Raw genomic sequence first — 20,274 nt, 5'->3', positions numbered from 1 at the left:
GGGTGGGCACGGGCCTCTGCCCGAAGGTGGGCACGGGGCCGTGGCTGGGGCGGCGGGCGACGCGGCGGGTGCTGATGCGGGTGCTGACCGATGAAACCCGTCGATCCGCGGCTGCTGCGCTACGCCGGTGCCGCCCGGGCGTTCTTCGGGTTCGGCGCCGTGCTCGGGCTGGCGCAGACGGCGTGCATCGTCGCGTTCGCGTGGCTCGTGAGTTCGAGCGTCGTCGACGCGCTGCACGGAGCGACGCCGTTCGGCTGGCGGCTCGTCGCGCTCGTTGCCGTGGTGCTGCTGCGCTCGGTGCTCGTGTGGATGATGGAGTGGAACTCCGCCCGCGGCGCCACCATCGCGAAGAGCCAGCTGCGCCAGCAGGTGCTGCGGGCGTTGCCGCGGCTCGGCCCGTCGTGGCTGTCGACGCGCAGCAGTGCCGCCGTGACCACCACCCTGACGACGGGTCTGGATGCCCTGGATGTGTACTTCGCGAGATACCTTCCCCAGCTCATCCTGACCGCTCTCGCCACCCCGATTCTCGTCGCCGTGCTGTTTCTGTTCGACTTCGCCAGCGGAATCACGGTTCTGCTCACGCTGCCCCTGATTCCGGTGTTCATGATTCTCATCGGCTGGGCGACGCAGACCGCGCAGAAGGAGCAATGGCTGAAGCTCGGCCGCCTGTCGAGCGGGTTTCTCGACGTGGTCGAGGGGCTGTCGACGCTGAAGGTGTTCGGGCGGGCCGACCGGCAGGTCACGCGCATCCGCTCGGTGACCGAGGAGTACCGTGCCAGCACCATGAAGGTGCTGCGCCTGTCGTTTCTGAGCGGATTCGCGCTCGAACTGGCAGCGAGCCTGTCGGTCGCCCTCGTCGCGGTGTCGGTCGGGTTACGACTGGTGAGCGGTGACCTCGGGCTCGGCGTTGGGTTGTTCGTGTTGTTGCTCGCGCCCGAGGCGTTCCTGCCACTGCGGCAGGTCGGGGCTCAGTTCCACGCGGCCGCCGACGGGGTCGAGGCGACCGAGGAGGTGTTCGCGATGCTGGCGGGTGCGGGTGCTGGTGTCGCTGTTGCTGAAGGTGCTCGCGATGCTGATGGCACGGCAGGTTCGCCGACCGGCAGCCGTGCCGACGGTCGGCTGGTGGTCAACGACCTCACCGTGATGTACGCCGACACAGCAGCCGTACGCCGGTTCTCCGCCGAGTTCGCCGCAGGGCAGCTCAGCGTGATCGTCGGGCCGAGCGGGGCCGGGAAGTCGTCGATCGTGGCAGCGATGCTCGGGTTCGTGCCCTTCGGCGGGTCGATCGAACTAGTAGGTAGCGGTGATTCATCCGAACGCAAGGCATCCATGGGCCTCACCGCACGACCACTCGGCCGAGCCGACGTGGCATGGGCCGGGCAAGTGCCAGGGCTCATGGCCGCGACCGTCGGGGAGAACGTGACGCTCGGCAGCGAGCATCCGTCGCCCGCCCTCGTCACCCGCGCACTGGCGCTCGCGGCAGCCGACGCCCCCGACCCCGCTCTCGCCCCTTCGAACCGGCTCGGAGTCAACGGCGCCGGCCTGTCGGGCGGCCAGGCCCAGCGCGTTGCCGTGGCGCGCGCCATCTACCGCGCCCTCGAACGTGGCTGCCGCGTACTCGTGCTCGACGAGCCCAGCTCGGCGCTCGACCGCGAAACCGAGGCACGGCTCATCGCCGGGCTCGGGCAGCTGGTGGCCGACGGGATGGTCGTGGTCGTGGTGTCGCACCGGGAGGCTTTTCGGGCGGCGGCTGCTCACGTCGTGCGCGTTGGGGCGCCAATCGCCGCCCGCACTGTCACTCCCGCAGCGGCTCCCGGCACCCCCACCGGCACCCGCAGAATCGCGGTGCGCTGATGCGAACCGCTGACGTGCTTCGCCTGGCCCAACCGCGCTGGCGGCTGTTCGCTCCCGGCCTCATCGTCGGTGTGCTGGGCACGGTCTCGGCCGTGGCGCTCCTCGCCACCTCGGCCTACCTCATCACCCGTGCCGCAGACCAGCCGCCCATCCTGTACCTCTCGATCGCCATCGTGGGGGTGCGGGCGTTCGCGCTCGGGCGCGCCACGTTCCGCTACCTCGACCGGCTGCTGAGCCACAGCGCGGCGTTCCGCGGGCTGGCCGAACTGCGGGTCGGAATCTTCCGCCGCCTCATCCCGCTCGCCCCTGACGGCCTCGCTCAGACCCGGCGCGGCGACCTGCTCTCCCGACTCGTGGGCGACGTCGACGAGCTGCAGAACCTGCCGCTGCGCGTAGTTCAGCCGCTCGTGACCGCGGTCGTCGTGGCGGTGGCATCCGTCATCGTCGTGTGGATCATCCTGCCGTCCGCCGGCATCGCCCTCGCCGTGGCGCTGGCCCTCGCCATGCTGCTCGGAACCCTCGTCAACCTCCGCCTCTCGGCCCGCGCCGACCGCGACCTGGCCCCCCAGCGCGCGGACTTCGCCGATCAGACCCTCGATTTCGTGGTCGGGCTCGACGTGCTGACCGCTTTCGATGCGCTGGATGCCCGGCTCGCCGACCTCGCCCGCACCGAGTCGCGCCTCACCCGTTCGACCCTTGCTCGCGCCGCCGGCGCCGGGGCGACCGCTGCCGCCGTGTCGTTGCTGTCAGGGCTCGCGACCGCCGCCGCGCTGTGGTTCGGCATCCCCGCGTTCGCAGCGGGGGTGGCTGCTGCGTCTGCTGCCGGTGCCCGGGCGACCGCTGGCACCGGGGTGCTTTCGATAGGCATCTCCGGCCCCGCGCTCGCGGTCATCGTGCTCGTGCCCATGGCCGTCTTCGAGATCTTCGGTGCCGTGCCCCTCGCGGCCGGTGCCTGGCGTCAGGTTCGCGCGAGCGCCACCCGTGTCGCTTCCGCTGTTCCCGACACCCTCCCGCCCGAGATCCCCGCCGAGCCCCGCGTCGACACGCTCATCGCTTCCGTCCCCGCTTCCATCCACGTGCCCGTCCCGATCCCCGCTCCCATCCCCGTGCCCGTCCCGATCCCCGATCCCGTCCCCGCTTCCGCCGCAGCTCCCACCTCCGCCGCGCGCCACCACGAAATCGGGTCGGCGAAGTTTGTGGGTACGGCCGGTCCACACCCGCAAACTTCGCCGAGTGGAATTGACGTGGGCTTGGGTGGTGTGGGCGTGGGTGTGGGCAGAGGGGGTGCGGCGGAGTTTGCGGAGGCAGAGGCGCGGACGGGGGCGCGGGCGCGGGACGAACCGTTACTGCAGAGGGTGGAGGCGCGGCGGGCACCGGCCATCGAGCTGCGGGGGCTCGGCGCGAGCTGGCCCGCACGGGCGACCGGGCAACTCCGGCCCGGGCAGCCGGCATTGCGCGGGCTCGAGCTGAGCATCCCGAGCGGAGCACGACTGCTGGTCGAGGGGCCCAGCGGTTCGGGCAAGACCACACTCGCCCACGTGCTTGTGCGGTTTCTCGAGTACAGCGGCAGTTTCACGATCGGCGGCGTCGAAGCTCGCACGCTGGCGCCCGCGCAGGTGCGCTCGATGATCGGATTGTGCGAACAGAACCCTTATATCTTCGACGCGAACCTGCGGCAGAACCTTCTGTTCGCGCGCGAGACGGCGTCTGACGACGATCTGCTCGCGGTGCTCGACCGCGTGGCCCTGCTCGACTGGGCGCTCGAGCGGGGCGGGCTGGATGCTCGGCTGGGCGAACGCGGATCGCTGGTGTCGGGCGGCCAGGCCCAGCGCATCGCTCTCGCGCGAATGCTGCTCGCCGACTTCCCCGTCGTCATCTTCGACGAGCCGACCGCGAACGTCGACCCCGACCGGGTCGAGCGGCTGCTCGTCGACCTGCTCGAGGCGGCGGGGCCGGAACGCACCGTGATCCTCATCTCCCACACTGACGTGCCGGCCGCCCTCGTCACGCAGCGCCTGCGGCTCGGCACCGTCGGCTGGTAGAACGCGGGCGGAGACGGTTCAGGGGGCGGGAACAGGGAGCGGGCGCGCCAAGGATGTGAGGCGCCGGTGCCAGAGGGCAGCGTGGGCGCTGGCCGCGGGGGAGACGTCGAGGGTGGGCCCGCCCCGCCATTCGGTGACGAGGCGGATGCCGTAGAGCGCGTTCACGGCCCAGAGCTCTGCGCCGGCCAGATCGGCCGGGGTGGCGTGTTCTTCGACGACCTGCACGCCGAGCGCCCGCGCCAGCACCGCGAGCGACCGTGCGGTCACGCTGTCGACCCGCACGAGCTCAGGCGCGGGCGCGTGCAGCGTCTCGCCCCGCCACCACAGCAGCGCCGTCGTGGTGCCCTCGACGATCGCGCCATCGCCCAGCTCACCACCCGCATCGCCCAGCTCGTCACCCTCATCGCCCTCGCCGTCTTCCGGCGCGCCGCGGCAGGTCATCGTGGAGTCGAAATGCGCCCTTGCCGCCGGGTTTTGGGGCGGATTTTGACTCCACGATGCCAATCCGGCGGGCGCGGGTACGGGTACGGCTGCTGGTGCGGCTGCGGGGAGGCCGCGGGCGGCGAGCGGCTCGGGGGCGGGCAGAGACGAGCCGGGCTTCCGGCGTGGCGACAGGATGACGAGATCGTCGGTGCCGTCGGTGCGGGCGACTGCACGCAGGGCGGTGAGGGTGTCGAGGTCGGGGCCTTTACGGTTCGGGATGCTCCGCGGGTCGGCGCCGCCGTGAGTGGCCAGCACTGCTGTCGCCCGGGGTTCCGGCGCGATCCGCATCAGCAGCGAGAGCTCGAAGCGCTCGCCGGGCCGGAGGCGTGCGTCGAGGGGAACGTCGATCACAACGTCGAGGGGAACGTCGATCCCAACGTCGATGGCACCGGCACCGGCCCCTGCACCGGCACCGGCGAGCGGTGTCTCTGACGAGACCGAGGAAGCAACGGCGTACAGCTCGACGCGTGGAAACCAACGGTGGATGGGCGGGATTGCCTCCAGCGCGGTCTGCCAGAACGCAGCGAGCAGGGGCTCGTTGCTGAATCCGCTGTCGAGCGCGGCGGCGATGAAGCGGGTTCGGTGAAGGTCGATCGCGCGCACGCGGCCGTCGTCGACGAGCCACGAATCGGCGGCGAGCAAGCGCGGGCGGCGCGCATCCGGAGCCTCGGCCGCGACGAACGCGCCGCCCCGGTACACGAAGCGGCGCTGGGGGTCGGGCTCAACCGGAAGGGGCATGCGCTCTACGCTATTACAGTGCTCCGCCGAATCGTCTGCCGTACGCTCGAGCGCTGGGTCGACCCGCAAACTGTCTTCGCCGCGCTGTACGCGAGCGAGCCGGTGGCGTTCTGGCTCGACAGCAGCAGCAGCAGCAGCAACAGCAGCAGTGCCGCAGATGGGCCTCGTCCAGACGGTGGCCCGGCGGGAACAATGAGCTACATGGGCGCCCCGGCGACGGCTGAGGCCGTACGTGACATACCGGCAGCGAGCGTCTTCGAGTTTCTCCGCGACGAGGTCGGCGCCCCGACGCTCGAGGGCGGCGAGGCCGCGCCGGGCGCGTTCCGGCTGGGCTGGGTGGGCTGGCTCGGCTACGAAGTCGGAGCGGTGGCGCTCGGCACGAAGCGCAGCATGTCGCGGTTTCCGGATGCCCGTTTCATGCGCATCGACCGCGCGATCGCCTTCGACCATGAGTTGCACACCGTGACGCTGATGTTCGTCGCGGGGGGTGGCGACGGTGTGAAGGCAGGCGATACCGAGGAGTGGGCCGACGTTACGGCGCAGCGGGTGGCGGCGCTCGCCGAGGGTGGGGCGGCGGGGGAGCCCGCTGTGGCTGCTGTGCCCGCCAGCGCCCCGGCGCCAGACGCCGTGGCCGCGTCAACCGTGCTCTGGCGGCACCAGCGCGCCGAGTACATCGAGCTCGTGAGGAGCTGCCAGGCGTTGATCTCCGCCGGGTCGGCCTACCAGCTGTGCCTGACGAACGAAATCACGGTAGCCGTGCATCCGGAGCCGTTTGCAACGTATAGGGCGCTGAGGGCTGTCAATGCGACCCATCACGGCGGTTTTCTGCGTTTCGACGACGTGTCGCTGCTGAGCTCGTCGCCCGAACAGTTTCTGCGCATCACGCCTGCCGGCGCGATCACGACGAAACCGATCAAAGGCACCCGCCCGCGCGGCGTCGATGCGAACGGAGCCGGGCTGCCCGCCCCCGACGACGACGCCCTGCGCGACGAGCTGCTGGCCAGTGTGAAGGAGCGCGCAGAGAACGTGATGATCGTCGACCTCATGCGCAACGACCTCGGCCGCGTCGCTGTGACGGGCAGCGTCAGCGTGCCGCGGCTGTTCGACGTCGAGAGCTACCGCAGCGTGCACCAGCTCGTCAGTACGGTCGAAGCGCAGCTGGCGCCCGGGCTGAGTGCGGTCGATGCCGTCGAGGCCGCGTTTCCGGCCGGATCGATGACGGGCGCCCCGAAGATCAGCGCGATGAACCTGCTCGCGGGGCTCGAAGCGGGCCCGCGTGGCATCTACGCCGGGGCGTTCGGCTCCTTCGGGTTCGACGGCGCGGTCGACCTGGCGATGAGCATCCGGAGCATCGTGCTCTCGCCGGAGGGCGCCAGCATCGGAACCGGGGGCGGTATCACGGCGCTGTCGGTACCCGAGGAGGAGTTCGACGAGATCGAGGTGAAAGCTGCACCCTTGCTGCGTGCGCTGGGTGTGGCGGGCATCGTTTAGTACTCTTGGGTGTTGGAGTTCATGGCACTGCCCCTGGGGTGTGTCGCCGTGGGCATCCGAGCGGCCGGGCGAGACCTGAGTGGGTCTGACGAGGGCACATTCCGGCGAAGACGGCCCGGCACACATTCCTACGAATTGAGATCTACGTGACAATCGAACGCGAGCCCGACGTGCGCGGCGCCGAAGACGACGCCAGCCGGTACAACTTCGAGGCGATTCAGAACAAGTGGCTACCCGTGTGGGATGAGATGCAGCCCTTCCGCACCGACATCGAGGGCGACAAACGCCCGCGCAAATACGTTCTCGACATGTTCCCGTACCCCTCGGGCGACCTGCACATGGGCCACGCCGAGGCGTACGCGCTCGGCGACGTCATCTCGCGTTACTGGCGCCACCAGGGCTTCAACGTTCTGCACCCCATCGGCTGGGACTCGTTCGGCCTGCCCGCCGAGAACGCCGCCATCAAGCGCCAGATCGACCCGCGCGAGTGGACGTATGCGAACATCGACCAGCAGAAGGCGAGTTTTCGCCGCTACGCCGGCTCGTTCGACTGGAGCCGAGAGCTGCACACCAGCGACCCCGAGTACTACAAGTGGAACCAGTGGTTGTTCCTGAAGCTCTACGAGAAGGGCCTGGCCTACCGCAAGTCGAGCTGGGTCAACTGGGATCCGGTAGACCAGACCGTGCTCGCCAACGAGCAGGTTCTACCCGACGGCACATCTGAGCGCAGCGGCGCCATCGTGGTGAAGAAGAAGCTCACGCAGTGGTACTTCAAGATCACCGACTACGCCGACCGCCTGCTCGACGACCTCAAGCAGCTCGAAGGCTCGTGGCCCGCGAAGGTCATCAGCATGCAGCGCAACTGGATCGGCCGCTCCATCGGCGCCGACGTCGACTTCGTCATCGAGGGCCGCGACAAGCCCGTCACGGTCTTCACCACCCGCCCCGACACGCTCTACGGCGCCACGTTCATGGTCATCGCGCCCGAATCCGAGCTGGCCGCAGAGCTCGTCGCCGACCCGTCGGTGTCAGACGAGGCCCGCGCCGCCTTCACCGAATACCTCACCGAGGTGCAGAAGAGCACCGAGCTCGAGCGCCAGGCCACCGACCGCCCGAAGACCGGTGTCTTTCTCGAGCGCTACGCCGTCAACCCGGTCAGCGGCGAACGCCTGCCCGTCTGGGCGGCCGACTACGTGCTCGCCGACTACGGCACCGGCGCGGTCATGGCCGTGCCCGCGCACGACCAGCGCGACCTCGACTTCGCCCGCGCGTTCGGCCTGCCCGTGCGCGTGGTGCTCGACACGAACCAGCCGGTCACGGGCGCCATTCCGGTGTTCGTCGACGGTGAGATTCCGGATGACCTGCCTCCGCTTGACCCGGCATCCACCGGTAAGGCGCTCACCGGCGATGGTCGGCTCATCAACTCGGGCCCGCTCGACGGGTTGAGCAAGGGCAAGGCCATCACGCGCGTCATCGAGCAGCTCGAGGCCGCGGGAACGGGCCGTGCTGCCAAGAACTACCGCCTGAGAGACTGGCTGATCTCACGCCAGCGGTACTGGGGAACACCGATCCCGATCATCCACGGCGCCGACGGCGTCGAGATCCCGGTTCCTGAAGACCAGCTGCCCGTGCTGCTGCCGCCCACCGAAGGGTTGAACCTGCAGCCGAAGGGCACCTCGCCCCTCGGTGCGGCCGAAGACTGGGTGAACGTGCCCGACCCGCGCGACGGCTCGCCCGCCCTCCGTGACGCTGACACGATGGACACCTTCGTCGACAGCTCGTGGTACTTCCTGCGCTTCCTCGCCCCCAACGACGACACGCAGGCGTTCGACCCGCGCGACGTCGACAAGTGGGCTCCCGTCGACCAGTACGTGGGCGGTGTCACTCACGCGATCCTGCACCTGCTGTACGCCCGGTTCATCACGAAGGTGCTGTTCGACCTCGGCTACGTGTCGTTCACCGAGCCCTTCAGCGCTCTGCTGAACCAGGGCATGGTGCTGATGGATGGCTCGGCCATGTCGAAATCGAAGGGCAACCTCGTTCGCCTCTCCGACCAGCTCGACGAGCACGGCGTCGACGCCATTCGCCTCACCATGGCGTTCGCCGGGCCGCCCGAAGACGACATCGACTGGGCCGACGTGTCACCGGCTGCCTCGGCGAAGTTCCTGGCGCGGGCCTGGCGCCTCTCCGGCGACGTCACCAGCGCGCCCGAGGTCAACTGGCGGGAGGGCGACGTGTCGCTGCGCCGCGTGACGCACCGGTTCCTCGCCGAGGCCCCGGGGCTCGTCGAGGCGTTCAAGTTCAACGTGGTCGTGGCTCGCATCATGGTGCTCGTCAACGCCGCCCGCAAAGCCATCGACAGCGGCCCCGGCGGTGGCGACCCCGCCGTTCGCGAGGCCGTCGAGACCATCGCGCTCGGCCTCTCGCTCTTCGCGCCCTATACAGCAGAAGACATGTGGCAGCGCCTCGGTTACCCGGCGACGATCTCGGCCTACAACTGGCGCGGTGCCGACCCCGCGCTCCTCACCGAGGAGTCGGTCACAGCCGTCGTGCAGGTCGACGGCAAGGTTCGCGCGCGGCTCGAGGTGTCGCCCAAGATCTCGTCGGGCGACCTCGAAGCACTCGCTCGGGCCTCCGAGGCCGTCGTGCGGTTGCTCGGCGACCGCGAAGTCGTGAACGTCATCGTGCGTGCTCCGAAGATCGTGAACATCGCCACGAAGGCGCGCGGCTAGTGATTCGGCTGGGCGGGTCGCTTCTGAGCTGAGCTCTGCGCGATCGCGGCAGGTCCGCGCGTAGCTGGCAGGGCGAGTGGATGCTCGTCCCTGCCAGCTCGGAGTGCCGTCGTTGCCCGCCGGCGGTTCCACTCCTGCACACCGCGCTGTTCGTGCGTGTTCTCCACCGTCTGCTCGCTGCGTCTCGGGCCCGGTGCACGCCGAACGTAGCGTCGAAACGTGCCCCACACCCCACTCGACCACCCAGCTCAGCCCTCGGCCGCGCTTTCCCCGCCGTCGACGACAGCGACCGTTCACGCGGGGCCGCCTGCGCATGGCGCTCCGCCGCCGCAGCCTCGTACGCGGGTGCGGGTGGGCATCGCCGCGGCAGTCGTCCTGGTGCTGCTGGCACTCGTGTGTTCGGTGCTCTTCTCGATCTTCGCGCCCCACGGCCGAACCGAGACGGTGGCGTTGCCGACCGCGGGTGGCGGGGTATCCAATTCCGCGCGTGCCGCCGGTAGTTCCTCGGCCGCGAGCACCAGCCCTTCGCCGACTCCGTTGGTGATTCCGGGCACTGGGGGCACTCCGGGTACCTCGACTACTGCGGGTGCTTCGAGCGCTCCGAGCACTCCGGGGGGCGCGATCATCCTCGTGCACGTGGTCGGCGCGGTGGCCCATGCGGGGCTGTACGAGCTCCATCGGGGTGACCGTCTGGTCGACGCCGTCGCGGCGGCCGGCGGGTTCAGCAGTGCGGCGAACCAGACGACCCTGAACCTCGCGCGCGTGATCAACGATGGCGAGCAGATCGTGGTGCCGGAGCAGGGCGCCCCCGCGGGTGGCGGTGGCGCGGGCGTGGCGGGTGCCGGAGGTGGCGCATCCTCGTCCGGCAGCGGCAGCGGGGGGAGTGGTAGTGGTTCAGGCGGGGGTGTCGCGGTGCCGAGCGCGCCCGTCAACCTCAACACGGCCGACGAAGTCGCCCTTGAGACGCTGCCGCACGTCGGGCCGGCGCTCGCCCAGCGCATCCTCGCCTGGCGAACCGCCAACGGCCAGTTCACCCAGATCGAAGACCTCAAGAACGTCTCTGGAATCGGCGACAAGACGTTCGACACACTGAAACCGTTGGTGACGGTATGACCGCGAGAGTGCTTCCCGGCCTGGCGGTCGGTGAAGCACATGCCCCGCCGCCCCGTTCGCCGATCGACCTTCGGCTGATCCTGCCCGCGGCGAGTTGCTGGCTCACGGCCGGTGTGCTGGTGGGGTTGTCACCGCACTGGCTCGGTGCGTGGGCGCCGCTGATCGCGGTCACGCTGTTCGGGTTCGCGCTCACCCTGCTGGCGTTCGTCGTGTTCGGCGGATTCGGCATGCACTCCCGGTTTCGCGCGCGACGAAGACTGTTGCGGGCGGCCGGAATGGGCGCCGCCGTGTGCGCGGCAGCCGCGCTGGCGTGCGCTTGTGTAGGAGCCCAGGTCTCAGCGCGCAGCCCCGACGATGTCGCCTCACTCGCCGGCCACACGGTGACCGTCACCCTCACCGTCGGCACCGCGGCGGTCGAGTCAGAGGCGCAGGGCTTCGCCGGCCCGCAGTCCTCCAAACGCTTCACGGCAACGGTCGACGAGGTCAGCGCCGGCCCTTCCCACCCCACCCTCTCAGGCCTGCGCATGCCGGTGCTCGTCTTCCTCAGCGCCCCGGCAGTCGGCGGCTCAGCACCCGGCAGCGCAGCCGATTCGCTGCTCGACATCGGCACGCGGTTGCGCATCACAGGAACCCTGCATCCCACCGATCCCAGCGAGAGCGTGGTCGACTTGTTCTTCGCCGACGGCACTCCGACGCTGGTGTCGTCGGCCCCGTGGATGCTCGACTGGGCCAATCACCTGCGAGCGACGTTTCGCGACAGCGCCCGCGCACTGCCCGGCGACGGGGCCCAACTCGTACCGGGCCTCGCCATCGGAGACGTCACCCTGGTCAGCGACGAGCTGAACTCCGCCATGATCACCAGTGGCCTGAGCCACCTCACCGCCGTCTCGGGTGCCAACTGCGCCATCGTGGTCGAGGCCATCATGCTTCTCGGCGGCGGCGTCGGCCTGTCACGCCGATGGCGCACTGGCCTCTCGCTCGCCGTGATGGGCGCCTTCGTGGTACTCGTCACCCCATCGTCGAGCGTGCTGCGTGCAGCAGTGATGGCGCTCATCGTGCTCATCACACTGGCCTCCGGGCGCCAGCCGAAGGGCCTGCCCGCACTCGGGCTCGCCACCATCGTTCTGCTGTCGGTAGACCCATGGTTCTCCCGCAACTACGGTCTCGCCCTGTCGGTTCTCGCCACGGGCGGACTGCTGGTGCTCACCCGCCCCCTGCAGGCACTGCTCGCGTGCTGGCTGCCGAGCACACTCGCCCTCGTCATCGCGGTGCCCACAGCCGCGCAGATCGCCTGCCAGCCCGTGCTGGTGCTGCTCTCACCGACGATCTCCACGTACAGCGTCGTAGCCAACCTTCTTGCTGAGCCCGCAGCCCCCGTGGCAACCGTCGTCGGGCTCGTGTCGTGTGTCTTCGGTGCCGCGCTCTCCGGCCTCGTGCCGGCGGTCGGTGTCGCCGGTGCATGGCTCACCTGGGTACCCGCCTCGTGGATCGCCGGTGTCGCCACCTTCTTCGCGAACCTCCCGGGCGCGAGCATCCCGTGGCTGGGCGGCTGGCAGGGCGCCGCACTCGTCGTGCTCGTCACCGCCGCTGCCCTCGTGGCGCTGTTCCTCGGGCCACCACTGTCGGGCATTCGCCTCGGGGCGAGCGCGTCTACACCGACGGCCGCGAACCTTCGCGCGGCGCCGAACCCTCGCGCGACCGCGACATTCTTGCCGGCGAACGCGGGAGCGATGCGAAACGGCTCCCCGTTTCGACGACCACGACCACTACCGCGACCGCCGCGACGGCGGGTGCCCATCACGCGCCGTGGTGTTCGGCTGGCAGCCGCTGCCCTGCTGGCCACTGCGGTCGCACTGTACGTTGGCACCGCTGTCGGCACCACCGTCACCGGCGGCGTGGCCTGGCCGGCGAACTGGCAGATCGCCGCCTGCGACATTGGACAGGGTGATGCCGTCGTCGTACACGACCAAGACACGTACGCGCTGATCGACGTGGGCCCCGACCCGGCGCTGCTCACCGTGTGCCTGCATCGGCTGGGCATCCAGTCGATCGATCTGCTCGTGCTCACGCATTACGACCTCGACCATGTGGGCGGCCTCGATGCTGTGCTCGGGCACGTGGGAATCGTGCTCATGGGCCCACCCGAAGACAGCCGTGACGCCGCAATGGCAGGCAGGCTCACGGCGGCGGGCGCGGATGTTCGGCAAGCTCGCCAGGGCGACACCGGTGTTCTGGGCGGCCTGGCGTGGAACGTTCTGTGGCCCCAGCAGGGCACCGCGCTGCGGGGCAACGACGCGAGCGTGACAGTGCAGTTCACGGGCTCGATCAGGTCGCTGTTTCTCGGCGACCTGGGCGAAGACGCGCAGCGCATGGTGATGTCAGCAAACCAGCTCGAAGGAGAAGATGTTGTAAAAGTTGCGCACCATGGATCAGCCGACCAGAGCGAAGACTTCTACCAGGCCATCACGGCAAAGGTGGGGCTGATCTCGGTGGGCATGAACAATCGGTACGGGCATCCGACCGACAGGCTGCTGTCGATTCTCGCGCGAGCGCACACAGAGGCGTATCGCACCGACCTGCTCGGCATGATCGTTCTGGCGCCGTCGCCCGACGGCATCGTGGTGTGGTCAGACGGTCAGGCTAGGGTTGAGAAGAAGAAGTGAGGTGAACGTGGCAGCAGTGCGAGGGTCTCGTTCGGGGGCCGTCAAGAGCGCGGCAGGCAAGACGTCGGGCAAGTCTCCGGCGCCCGTGATTCCGCAACTCACGTGGGAGCAGATTCGCCCGGCAGCGGTGGTTCTCGTGTCAGGAACCGAGTCGTTTCTGGCCGACCGGGCCATCCGGCAACTGCGCGACCTCTTGAAGCTCGAAGACCCGAGCCTCGAAGTCACCGACATCGACGCCGCGAGCTATGCGCCCGGCGAACTGCTCACCATGGCAAGCCCGTCGCTCTTCGGCGAGCCGCGCATGATCAGGGTCACCTCAGTCGAGAAGTGCACCGACAATTTCATTCTCGAAGCCATCGACTACCTCGCCTACCCCGCTGACGACACTTACGTCGTGCTCCGCCACGGCGGGGGAGTTCGAGGCAAACGCCTGCTCGACGCAGTGCGGGCGGCGACCGGCGATGTGATCGAGGTGGTCTGCACCGAGCTGAAGAAAGACACCGAGCGCTACGACTTCGCAGTGGCCGAGTTTCGCGCCGCCGGGCGACGGGTGAGCCCGGGCGCCGTTCGCGCGCTCGTCTCGGCCTTCTCCGACGACCTGGCCGAGCTGTCGAGCGCGTGCAACCAGCTGGTCGCCGACACGAGCGACGAGATCACCGAGGCGACGGTCGAGCGGTACTACGCCGGCCGGGTCGAGACGAATGCGTTCGCGGTGGCCGACAGCGCGATAGCCGGGCGGTACGGTGAGTCGCTCGCGCTGCTGCGGCACGCGCTCGCCACGGGGGCCGACCCCGTTCCGATGGTGGCGGCGTTCGCCATGAAACTCCGCACGATGGCCAAGGTGCTCGGTACCCGTGGTGGGTCAGGGCAACTCGCGGGCCAGCTCGGCCTCGCGCCGTGGCAGATCGACCGCGCGAGGCGTGACCTGCAGGGCTGGACGGGCGAGGGGCTCGGCCGCAGCATCCAGATGCTCGCCGAGACCGACGAGAACATCAAGGGCGGCGGCCGAGACCCGGTCTACTCGCTCGAGCGCATGATCGCCACGATCTCGGCCCGCGGCGAACTCTGACGCCGGGCCTCCCGCTTGAGTAGCCGTGCGCCCGAGCGACGGGGCACCCGCGCGGCAGTGCGCCCGAACGCTACAGTGCGCCCGAACGCTACAGAGTCCCGAACGATACAGAGTTCAGACACGAGAAAAGGCCCCGCCGAGGCGGGGCCTTTTCTGCATCAATGCACCGACGGACAGGCCCGAAGGCCGCACCGCCCGCTCACCGACTACTTGGTGAGTGCAGCAACCGACTTCGAGATCGACGACTTGCGGTTCGCAGCCTGGTTCTTGTGGATGACGCCCTTGCTGGCAGCCTTGTCGAGCTTCTTGCCCGCGATGAGCAGCGCGCTGGCAGCCTTCTCGAGGTCGCCGGCGGCAACGCTCGACTTGACGGCGCGGATGGCCGTCTTCAGCTCGCTCTTGACAGCCTTGTTGCGCTCTTGCGCCTTCTTGTTGGTGCCGATGCGCTTGATCTGAGACTTGATGTTTGCCACTGAAATACCCTCTGTATCTAGTTCGTTCAGAACCTTTTAGAGTTCAGAAACGGTGTTGTTCGAAAATTGATGATCGCAGCCCGCGCAGACATGACGTGTCTCGGGCGCGGCTACGGAAGCCAACAGCAAACAATACCAGTTGTCGCCGCGAACGACAATCTCGCGCGAAACACCCGACCGATCGCTCGACTCCGATAGCGGTAATACCCTTAACCCTATGCCCAGCCTCGCCGCCCACATGGATTCCGTTCCGCCTTCGGGCATCCGCCGCATCTTCGAGCTCGCGCAGTCGCTCGACGACGTGGTGTTTCTCGCTGTCGGCGAGCCTGACGTGCCCGTGGCCCCGCACATCCTCGAGGCCGCCGAACGCGCCTGGCACGCCGACGAGACGAACTACACACCCAACGGCGGCATTCCGGAGCTTCGCGCGGCGATCGTGGCGAAGCTCGCCACGCAGAACGGCATCGCCGTCGACACCGAACAGGTCTGGGTCACGAACGGCGGCATGCATGCCCTCTTCTTGGCGATGACCCTCACCCTCAGCCCCGGCGACGAGGTTCTACTGCCCGACCCGGGTTACTCGACGTTCGCCATGAATGCCCGGATGATCTCGGCCGTGCCTGTTCCCTACACGCTGCGCCTCGCGCACGACTTTCTGCCCGACCTCGACGAACTCGAGCGCCTCGTCACCAGCCGAACCCGCATGATCATCATCAACTCCCCGTCGAACCCACTGGGAGCCATCTTCCCGAAACCCGTCATCGAGATGCTGCTCGCCTTCGCCCAGCGCCATGACCTCTGGATTCTGAGCGACGAGGTCTACGAGCGGTTCACCTACGGCGCACTGCACACCAGCGTCGCCTCGCTCGACACCGACAACCGCGTGTTCTCGGTCTTCTCTCTGTCGAAGACGTATGCCCTGACGGGCGCGCGGGTGGGCTATCTCGTGACTCCGCCCGGTATGGCCGCGCTGCTCCGCACAGCACAGGAAGCGATCGTCAGCTGCATCAACACTCCCGCACAGCTCGCTGCGGTTGCCGCCATCACTGGCCCGCAGGATCACGTGGCTGCCGCCGCGACGCACTACCGAGAGAACCTCGAGGTGGCCACGAAGCTGCTCACCGAGCTCGGTATCGCGTTTCTCGAACCGTCGGGTGCCTTCTACCTGTGGGTGGATGTGTCGTACGCCACCGACGGCGACGTGGCCGAGTGGGCTGAGCGTTTTCTCCTCGAGCAGCGCGTCGCCGTGGCGCCGGGCAGTGCCTTCGGGCGGCAGGGCGAGGGCTGGATCCGCCTGTGCGTGGCGGCCGACCCGGCCGACATCGAGACGGGCATCCGGCGCCTGCCCCGGCCACCGGCCGTCACGCCGGCCCCGCCAGTCTCGTAAACTTACGTCAGTCATTGTCAGAAACATAAGAGGAACGCGTGAGCCCCAGAGCAGTACAGGAACTCCAGCCGGCGTCGACCGACCCCGCGTTCATCCGGAACTTCTGCATCATCGCCCATATCGACCACGGTAAATCGACGCTGGCCGACCGCATGCTGCAGATCACCGGCGTCGTCAGTGACCGCGACATGCGCGCCCAGTACCTCGACCGCATGGACATCGAGCGCGAACGCGGCATCACCATCAAGAGCCAGGCCGTTCGCATGCCGTGGGCCCTCGAAGGCCAGACCTACGCACTCAACATGATCGACACCCCCGGCCACGTCGACTTCACCTACGAGGTGAGTCGTTCGCTGGCCGCCTGCGAGGGCGCGATTCTGCTGGTGGATGCCGCACAGGGCATCGAGGCCCAGACCCTCGCCAATCTCTACCTGGCCCTCGACAACGATCTCAAGATCATTCCGGTGCTCAACAAGATCGACCTGCCCGCGGCCGACCCCGACAAGTACGCCGAGGAGATCGCCGGGCTCATCGGCGGCCGCGCCGAAGACGTGCTGCGGGTCAGCGGCAAGACGGGCATGGGCGTCGAAGCCCTGCTCGACCTCGTGGTCGCCACCATTCCCGCTCCGCAGGGCGACATCGACGCCCCGCCCCGGGCCATGATCTTCGACTCGGTCTACGACGCCTACCGCGGCGTGGTGACCTACGTGCGCATGATCGACGGCAAGCTGACGCCGCGCGAGAAGATCATGATGATGAGCACCAAGTCGACCCACGAGGTGCTCGAAATCGGCGTCTCGAGCCCCGAACCGACGCCCAGCAAGGGCCTTGCGGTCGGCGAGGTGGGCTATCTCATCACAGGCGTGAAAGACGTGCGCCTCAGCAAGGTGGGCGACACCGTCACCACCTTCGTCCGGCCCGCAACTGTCGCGCTGAAGGGCTACTCCGAACCCAAGCCCATGGTGTTCTCGGGGCTCTACCCCATCGACGGTTCTGACTACCCGAACCTGCGTGAGGCGCTCGACAAGCTCAAGCTGTCGGATGCCGCACTCGTCTACGAGCCAGAGACCTCCGTCGCCCTGGGCTTCGGTTTTCGCTGCGGTTTTCTCGGCCTGCTGCACCTCGAGATCATCACCGAACGGCTCGAACGGGAGTTCAACCTCGATCTGATTGCCACGGCTCCGAGCGTGATCTACGAGGTGACCACCGACGACAAGAAGACGGTCACCGTCACGAACCCCAGCGAGTTTCCCGGTGGCAAGATCAAGAGCGTCAGTGAGCCCATGGTGAAGGCGTCGATCCTCGCGCCCAAAGACTACGTGGGCACCATCATGGAGCTCTGCCAGGGCCGCCGCGGCTCGCTCGACGGCATGGAGTACGTGGGTACCGATCGGGTCGAACTGCACTACCACATGCCCCTCGGCGAGATCGTGTTCGACTTCTTCGACCACCTCAAGAGCCGCACGCAGGGGTACGCGAGCCTCGACTACGAGCCCATCGGCGAACAGGAGGCCGACCTCGTGAAGGTCGACATTCTGCTGCAGGGCGAGGCGGTCGACGCGTTCAGTGCCATCGTGCACCGCGACAAGGCGTACGCGTACGGCGTGCTGATGACCGAGCGGCTGAAGAAACTCATTCCGCGCCAGCAGTTCGACGTGCCCATCCAGGCCGCCATCGGCGCCCGCATCATTGCGCGTGAGTCGATCAGCGCTATTCGCAAAGACGTTCTCGCCAAATGTTATGGCGGTGACATCACCCGCAAGCGCAAACTGCTGGAGAAGCAGAAAGAGGGCAAGAAGCGCATGAAGATGGTGGGCCGCGTCGAGGTTCCCCAAGAGGCGTTCATCGCTGCCCTGAGCGGCGACACCGAAGGCAAAGAGAAGAAGTAAGTGATGAGCGAGCAGATTCGCACACGCTCGACCCACATCGATCAGTCGCTCACGTACGCGGCCATCGGTGCGAGCCAGGCCGATGACCTCATGTACTACCCGCCGAAGGGCTTCAAGCCGTTCCAGGCCCGCATGCGGCTGGGTTCGGGCGACGAGCGGTTCGAGTCGGCGGCCGAAGCCGTGCTCACGTGGGGCATCCAGCGGGGCAGCGGCATCACCGTGCAGAACATCGAACTGCCGACGTCGAGCGACACCGACTACGTCGGCCTCGTCTACGACGCCGCCGGCCTGCCGATCGCCCCGCGCGAGGTCGACGAGGGGCACGTCTACACCGAAGACGGTACGCCGCACGTCGCCCCCGGCGTTTCGGCCGAACTCGTCGTGTCGGTCTTCGGCGTGCGGTTTGTCGCTCCCGTGCGGGTGGTGTCGGTGACAGCCGACACGAACAGGGTGGGGTTCGCCTACGGAACGCTGCCGGGGCACCCGCAGACGGGCGAAGAGAGCTTCATGGTCGAACGCCACGATGACGGCTCGGTGTGGGTGGTCATCCGGAGCTTCTCGAAGCCATCGACCTGGCTCTACCGTCTCGGCACGCCGCTCGTACGCTGGCAGCAGCGCAAGGCCACGAAGCAGTACCTGCGCGCCCTGCTGCCCGCCCGGGCCTGACGTGGGCAGCGCGCTTCCGCTCGGCGACCCGGCGCCGCTCGACGGGCTGTTGCCCGCGGGCACGGCTGACCAGTCGCTCGGGCACCCGTTCGGTGTCTACCTGCACGTTCCGTTCTGCCGTGTTCGCTGCGGCTACTGCGACTTCAATACCTACACCTCGACCGAGCTTCGCGGTGCAAAACAGGTCGACTACGCCGGCCAGGCCGTGCTCGAGGTACACCAGGCGGCGCACGTGCTGGCCGCCTCGGGTGTCGAGCAGCGACCCGTGTCGACCGTGTTCTTCGGCGGAGGCACGCCCACCCTGCTGCCGAGCAGCCAGCTCATCGAGATGCTGCGGTCGGTCGATGAGGCCTGGGGCCTCGCGCCGGGCGCCGAGGTGACCACCGAGGCCAACCCCGACTCAGTGGATGCCCGTTACCTCACTGATCTCGCGGCCGCCGGGTTCACCCGGGTGAGCTTCGGCATGCAGTCGGCCGTTCCGCACGTTCTGCAGACCCTCGATCGCACGCACGACCCCGAGCGGGTACCGCAGGTGGTCGAGTGGGCGCGCGACGCGGGCCTTCAGGTCAGCCTCGACCTCATCTACGGCACGCCGGGCGAGAGCCTCGACGACTGGAGCCGGTCGCTCGACGCGGCGCTTGAGATCGCCCCCGACCACCTCTCGGCCTACGCACTCATCGTCGAGCAGGGCACCAAACTCGCCCGCCAGATTCGATCGGGCGTCTACCCCGAACCCGACGACGACCTCGAAGCCGACATGTATGAGCTGGCGGATGCCCGGTTCGCTGCCGCCGGCTACGAGTGGTACGAGGTGAGCAACTGGTCGCGCGGCAACCAACCTTCCCGCCACAACCTCGCGTACTGGCAGGGCCACGACTGGTGGGGAGTGGGCCCGGGTGCCCACAGCCACGTCGGCGGCACCCGCTGGTGGAACGTGAAGCACCCCGCGGCCTACGCCGACCGTATTCTGGCGGGTCACTCGCCGGCGGCCGGCCGGGAGTCGCCCGACGCCGAGGCGCGTGAGGTCGAGCGCATTCTGCTGCTCGCACGCATCCGCGGCGCCCTCACGACGGCCTCACTCGCGCCGGGACCGCGCCGCGAGGTGGCCGGGCTCATCGCCGACGGCCTCGTGAACGCACAAGCCGCCCTCGCCGGGTCGATCGAGCTGACCGTGCGGGGGCGGCTTCTGGCCGATGCCGTGGTGCGGCGCCTCACCTGAGGATGAGCGCTGCGACCGCAGCCGACGTTGCTACTTGACGAACTGGATCGCACACCACTTCGGGTAGACATAGAGCTCACCCTTGTTGGCCGCGAGGGCAGCCATGATGCTGAAGATGATGCTGATGATGCCGGCGGCGATCAGCACGACGACACCGATGATGACGATCGACAGGATGCTGCCGATGACATACGCGATGAGCAGCGTGATCTGAAAGTTCAGCGCCGTCTTGGTGTGGTCGCGGATGAACTCGCCCCGGTCTTTCAGAACCAGGTAGCCGATCAGGGCGGGCAGGAATCCGAAGATGATGCCACCGACGTGGATCAGTGTCGCCCACAGGCGCTGGTCGCTCGGGCTGAGGGGCGGCTGAACCGCGTACCCGGCGGGGCCAGAGGTTGTGACACCGGTGCGACGTGGCAGCGAGCGAGCCGTTCTGGCCGCTTGGGCTGCCGGGT

Annotated in this window: 14 protein-coding genes; 11 read left to right on the top strand and 3 right to left on the bottom strand. The window is 68.4% G+C overall.

Annotation, left to right across the window (positions count from 1 at the left end):
• The first annotated feature begins 90 nt into the window (after window positions 1–90).
• Window positions 91–1,854: a thiol reductant ABC exporter subunit CydD gene (gene cydD / locus D4765_RS17045; protein WP_136643515.1), complete on the top strand. Its 1,764-nt coding sequence runs from the start codon at window positions 91–93 to the stop codon at window positions 1,852–1,854.
• Complete coding sequence (locus D4765_RS17040) at window positions 1,854–3,896, top strand: amino acid ABC transporter ATP-binding/permease protein (protein ID WP_136643514.1); 2,043 nt, start codon at window positions 1,854–1,856, stop codon at window positions 3,894–3,896. The genes cydD and D4765_RS17040 overlap by 1 nt, the downstream gene beginning before the upstream one ends.
• An 18-nt stretch (window positions 3,897–3,914) precedes the next feature.
• Here the strand turns inward: D4765_RS17040 and D4765_RS17035 are convergent, their stop codons facing one another.
• Entirely contained in the window at window positions 3,915–5,117 is a 1,203-nt protein-coding gene (locus D4765_RS17035) for an aminotransferase class IV (RefSeq protein ID WP_136643513.1), read from the bottom strand.
• 18 nt (window positions 5,118–5,135) lie between these two features.
• On the opposite strand from D4765_RS17035, the gene D4765_RS17030 reads away from it, so the two are divergent.
• The 5 genes from D4765_RS17030 to holA all read left to right on the top strand — a co-directional run bounded on the left by D4765_RS17030 (window position 5,136) and on the right by holA (window position 14,185).
• On the top strand, window positions 5,136–6,608 hold the full coding sequence (locus D4765_RS17030; RefSeq protein WP_136643512.1) for an anthranilate synthase component I family protein: 1,473 nt from the start codon (window positions 5,136–5,138) through the stop codon (window positions 6,606–6,608).
• 152 nt (window positions 6,609–6,760) lie between these two features.
• Window positions 6,761–9,340 (top strand): leucine--tRNA ligase, encoded by a 2,580-nt coding sequence (leuS, locus tag D4765_RS17025; RefSeq protein ID WP_136643519.1) that lies wholly within the window; start codon window positions 6,761–6,763, stop codon window positions 9,338–9,340.
• A 219-nt stretch (window positions 9,341–9,559) separates the two neighbouring features.
• Window positions 9,560–10,453: a ComEA family DNA-binding protein gene (locus D4765_RS17020; RefSeq protein WP_237280522.1), complete on the top strand. Its 894-nt coding sequence runs from the start codon at window positions 9,560–9,562 to the stop codon at window positions 10,451–10,453.
• Entirely contained in the window at window positions 10,450–13,116 is a 2,667-nt protein-coding gene (locus D4765_RS17015; protein WP_136643511.1) for a ComEC/Rec2 family competence protein, read from the top strand. The genes D4765_RS17020 and D4765_RS17015 overlap by 4 nt, the downstream gene beginning before the upstream one ends.
• 7 nt (window positions 13,117–13,123) lie before the next feature.
• Window positions 13,124–14,185 carry a DNA polymerase III subunit delta gene (holA, locus tag D4765_RS17010; protein ID WP_420824547.1) on the top strand — a complete coding sequence of 354 codons (1,062 nt, stop codon included), beginning with the start codon at window positions 13,124–13,126 and terminating at the stop codon, window positions 14,183–14,185.
• A gap of 206 nt (window positions 14,186–14,391) precedes the next feature.
• On the opposite strand, the gene rpsT is transcribed toward holA, so the two are convergent.
• On the bottom strand, window positions 14,392–14,658 hold the full coding sequence (rpsT, locus tag D4765_RS17005) for a 30S ribosomal protein S20 (RefSeq protein WP_136643510.1): 267 nt from the start codon (window positions 14,656–14,658) through the stop codon (window positions 14,392–14,394).
• Window positions 14,659–14,875: 217 nt separating this feature from the next.
• Here rpsT and D4765_RS17000 point away from each other — a divergent pair, with 217 nt between their 5' ends.
• The 4 genes from D4765_RS17000 to hemW are packed head-to-tail and all read left to right on the top strand — an operon-like array spanning window position 14,876 to window position 19,819.
• Window positions 14,876–16,045, top strand: coding sequence for a pyridoxal phosphate-dependent aminotransferase (locus D4765_RS17000; RefSeq protein ID WP_136643509.1), 1,170 nt, complete (start codon window positions 14,876–14,878; stop codon window positions 16,043–16,045).
• Window positions 16,046–16,083: 38 nt separating this feature from the next.
• Window positions 16,084–17,934, top strand: coding sequence for a translation elongation factor 4 (lepA, locus tag D4765_RS16995; protein WP_136643508.1), 1,851 nt, complete (start codon window positions 16,084–16,086; stop codon window positions 17,932–17,934).
• 3 nt (window positions 17,935–17,937) lie between these two features.
• A complete protein-coding gene (locus D4765_RS16990) occupies window positions 17,938–18,600 on the top strand; it encodes a DUF1990 family protein (RefSeq protein WP_136643507.1) in 663 nt (220 codons plus the stop codon).
• Between the two features lies 1 nt (window position 18,601).
• Window positions 18,602–19,819, top strand: coding sequence for a radical SAM family heme chaperone HemW (hemW, locus tag D4765_RS16985; RefSeq protein WP_136643506.1), 1,218 nt, complete (start codon window positions 18,602–18,604; stop codon window positions 19,817–19,819).
• Window positions 19,820–19,849: 30 nt separating this feature from the next.
• Here the strand turns inward: hemW and D4765_RS16980 are convergent.
• Window positions 19,850–20,274 (bottom strand): DUF4870 domain-containing protein (locus D4765_RS16980; protein ID WP_420824546.1); only part of this gene is annotated, 425 nt, incomplete at its 5' end.

Source organism: Subtercola vilae, from assembly GCF_004923255.1.
In the GTDB taxonomy this organism is placed as follows: Bacteria; Actinomycetota; Actinomycetes; order Actinomycetales; family Microbacteriaceae; genus Subtercola; species Subtercola vilae.
The sequence above is the reverse complement of the archived record's forward strand: the minus strand, read 5'-3'. Positions and strand labels throughout refer to the sequence as shown.

What these genes read in the sequence shown, in the direction of transcription:
- cydD (WP_136643515.1), top strand. Translation starts at nt 91, where the DNA reads ATGAAACCCGTCGATCCGCGGCTGCTGCGCTACGCCGGTGCCGCCCGG.
- D4765_RS17040 (WP_136643514.1), top strand. Translation starts at nt 1,854, where the DNA reads ATGCGAACCGCTGACGTGCTTCGCCTGGCCCAACCGCGCTGGCGGCTG.
- D4765_RS17035 (WP_136643513.1), bottom strand. Translation starts at nt 5,117, where the DNA reads ATGCCCCTTCCGGTTGAGCCCGACCCCCAGCGCCGCTTCGTGTACCGG.
- D4765_RS17015 (WP_136643511.1), top strand. Translation starts at nt 10,450, where the DNA reads ATGACCGCGAGAGTGCTTCCCGGCCTGGCGGTCGGTGAAGCACATGCC.
- D4765_RS17000 (WP_136643509.1), top strand. Translation starts at nt 14,876, where the DNA reads ATGCCCAGCCTCGCCGCCCACATGGATTCCGTTCCGCCTTCGGGCATC.
- D4765_RS16990 (WP_136643507.1), top strand. Translation starts at nt 17,938, where the DNA reads ATGAGCGAGCAGATTCGCACACGCTCGACCCACATCGATCAGTCGCTC.